At 42.2% G+C, this 3,589-nt stretch carries 3 protein-coding genes; all 3 read right to left on the reverse strand.

Features of this window, described 5'->3' with window-relative positions; translation table 11 throughout:
• Positions 1-450: dockerin type I domain-containing protein (locus AB1797_13530; GenBank protein ID MEW5768607.1), on the reverse strand; the 450-nt coding region annotated here is incomplete at its 3' end.
• 249 nt (positions 451-699) lie between these two features.
• Positions 700-1,674 carry a M6 family metalloprotease domain-containing protein gene (locus AB1797_13535; protein ID MEW5768608.1) on the reverse strand — a complete coding sequence of 325 codons (975 nt, stop codon included), beginning with the start codon at positions 1,672-1,674 and terminating at the stop codon, positions 700-702.
• A 231-nt stretch (positions 1,675-1,905) separates the two neighbouring features.
• Positions 1,906-3,589, reverse strand: a 1,684-nt coding sequence (locus tag AB1797_13540; protein ID MEW5768609.1) for a carboxypeptidase-like regulatory domain-containing protein, incomplete at its 5' end; no start/stop codon positions are given.

Consider the following 3,589-nt stretch of genomic DNA (forward strand, 5'->3'; position numbering starts at 1 on the left):
GAATAATTCCCGGTGTCTCCCCCTGGAGTCACTTCCTGTTGCAGAGAAGCTCGATGGGAAGCGACTTCGGCGTCCTTGCCTCATGTTGATTTTTGGATTTGTAGTGGTCATTTTGTCCAAAGTCCAAATTATAGTAGTCGTATCCGACTCATTTACAAATCCATCTCCGTTGGCATCAACATAAGTGGCTTCAGAGTTGTTCCAGACCGGCACTGTCCGAGCAGACCAGAGGTTAGCGTACCACCATCGAATGACGCGACGATGCTCACTCCACCAGCCCGATCCATTAATCCCAGAATAATTATATCTGGCTGGTCCATGCCTCAACCAATAAGACGCTATCGGGAGCATATCAATTTCATTGACTGTCCTATCGTTGTTGGTATCACCCGGCCATACAGTAACATTTTCCGCTGGCTTTCCTCCTTCACGGGAAAAGTGAAAAGACATATCATGTCCTTCGTACTTCAAAGGGCGGCCCCTATAATACCATGTTCTACCAGACCATCGAGAGCCTCGACTTATTTCGGTTATCTTTATACCGGGATCAGATCCATCATACAACCTGGCAGTAAAAGAAGTGGTGTTTGTTGAGCCAGAAAAAGGGTCACCGGCATGGGCCGTTGGATGCAGTGGATCGGGATCCAATTCCCCATCAGCACAGACCAATTCAACACGATAATGTCCACTTTCATTTCCTCAACCTACATTTAAATCAATATGCCAGATTAGAATGCCCTCACCCGGAAGGTCTTGATCATATCCGCTTCGTTGTCGATATTCTAATAGAAAATATTCATTAGGCTTACTGGTAGAAATGCGATATATGCTCCCATAATCCTTGATTTCAGCCGCTTTGATAATTCGATTCCCTGATTGATCTAATTCTATCGGTGTAGCCCATCCCAGTTTGACTTTTGAATATGCACAAAGATGGCTATAAGGTGTCCCATGAATTTCTGCCCCGGACATTAGCCCCCATCTGCCAATGTCTCCAATAGTACCTTTTACGAAAACCGACGAATACATATCTAACAATCCCAACAGATGACCAAATTCATGAGCAACCAATGCAAGCTCACGACTCGGACGCATATATACATACCAATCAAGCTTCTTTCCAGTCCCTGAAATTTCAGTTTCAGCAGGCTTTACCCCTTCGAGTTTCATTGACGTAGCCTCTGAATCTCCTCGTGGGGCTTTAGTGTCAAAGATTAAAATAAAATCAAATTCCTTATTCCCATCTTTATCATAGTCACCGGGCTTAATATTAGTGTTGCTAAATACTAAATCTAATGCTTTATTTGCCCTTTTATGCTTATCGGAGATATCATCTGGAACGTCAACCCAATCGATAACCTTCACTGACAACCCGAATTTCCCATAAGACACCTCTCTGTAGTAGCTATCAAGACCTGTCGCGATGCTTTTTTCATATTCTGACTTCCTCCAGTCCTCAGGGTAAGGTAAGTGCTGGTCTATTAATGGCTTGTTTGGAGTCTTGACCAGGACGATAAGAACATTCTGCGTCCCTTTTAACAAACTCGAAGCAAGTTTTCTTTCGGCATCTTCAGGCGATTTTGGGAATACCGACAAAGCTTTCGAGATAGTCGGAGACAACATAATAAAGCTCAGACTGACTACTAATCCCACTAATTTAAGTACATTTCTCATGTATTTCCCCTCCCTTTTTTGCATACTATCCTGATCCTACTTTGGTTTTGTGAAAAACCAGAAACCAATGAATTTGGGGGTAAGAACCCCCATTTTTATCCTCTTTTTGGGAAATGAAGGTAAGTTATTTCACTCCCTCAGAGGGACAGATGAGTATGGACAGTTCTTTCCATCACCTCCTTCAAGCCATACTCATCGACGGCTCAGAAACATTGCGATATAGAAATCTTGCTACCAGTAGAAACTCCTCGTCCCATCTGGCTGATAGACCCAATCAAAATATAGCACCCGGTAGTTTCCTTGAAGTACACTGCCTTTCCTTACAACAAGATGAGCACTGTATATTACTCCGTAATGACCATCGGGGGTTCTAATGGCATAGCTATGTTGTTCAATAATTGGAATTTTCACGGCATATCCATCTAAAGGAACTGTAGTTACTTCTGTCATATGAATAGGCCCCAGATCAATGACCCCGGCTGTATCAAACCACTCAGCTACTTTAATAATTGGTATCTCAGGAGACTCCATCCCAAGGGCAAAATCGTATTGCGGGTCATAGATTGCACCCCCTTCTTTTAAACTAAAATACATATAACCCTTACCAGTATGCAGAGAATTACTTCCTACAGGCAAAGATGGTTTTACTAAGGTAATATTATTACCTGATGAATCCTCCCCTGAAATTACCTCGATCCCTTTTAATGAGGTGTTTCTCTGATAACCTTTTTCAGCAGTTACTTCCAAGTCATATATCCCTGGTTCTAATAGAAAGCCACTACTGTAATTTCCGTCAGTAGGGTCTATCTTATCCTCCACCCAATCTATTATCTCCCCGGCCTTGTAGAAAGTCACTATTGCGTTTGAGGAAGCTGGACTAACGGTTCCACTAATAGACCCCCGGGCAGGTTTTGGAGTCAAAACAACATCATGATTGGGTGAATCTTGCCCAGCTACTACCACAATATCTTTTAAAAGATATTCGGAATAATAAACAGTCTCTTCTATTACCAAATCATAAATTCCTTCTTCTACTTCTTCTATTACATAATGGCCATTTTCCGGATTTATTTTATATTCAGAGTCTGGATTTGTAGAGAAAGAACTCCCAAATTCGCCTTTTAAAGTAAACCATATATCTTTACCTGGGAATAAAGGAGTAATTTTACCACTAATAGACCCTGTGGGTATTAAAGTGAGAGTAACATTATGATCTGGAGATTCTTCTCCAGCCACAACCTCAATATCGACCATCGAGGTATCTGAATAATAACCATAGGCGCTGGTCACTTCTAAATCATAGAGACCTTCCTTTAGATTCCAGATATGATAACTGCCGTCATCGTTTGTAAGCTCAACGGTTATTTCTTCTCCATTCTGAAGAACATGCACCCTCGCCCTAGCCAATGGAGGAGTGATTACCCCGCTGATTGACCCTACGGTAGATAGAGGTTTCAGGGTAATGTCCTGCCCTCCTGTATCTTTGCCTGCTGTTACTTCCACAGCCCATATAAATCCGGGAGAGAACCCATCAGCTTCTGCTACTAAAATGTAAGTCCCCTTCATTAAGTCTTCTATCTTGTAATTTCCATCTTCATCTGCCAAATCACTGCCATCTCTTAAGCTGCCACGGCTGGCAGTAATAAATACCCTTACGGAAGCCGGGGTAATCCTTCCGCTAATGGAGCCTAAGGGTTTCTCTTTCAAGGTGATATTATGATCAGCAGAATTTTCAAAGGCAATTACAGTTATTCCTCGCAGAGAGGAATTTTCATAATACCGGTGGGCACTAACAACTAAATCATAAACCCCTCCTTCTAAACCTTCTATCCGGTAGCTCCCATCCTCAGAATCTATTCGGTCAGATTTTATCTCTTTCCCTTTTTGAACAGCAGTAACAATAGCTTCTGAAGAG

The organism is bacterium, assembly GCA_040753085.1.
In the GTDB taxonomy this organism is placed as follows: domain Bacteria; phylum UBA9089; class JASEGY01; order JASEGY01; family JASEGY01; genus JASEGY01.

Coding starts and splice junctions, on each gene's coding strand:
- AB1797_13535 (MEW5768608.1), bottom strand. CDS start 1,674: ATGAGAAATGTACTTAAATTAGTGGGATTAGTAGTCAGTCTGAGCTTT.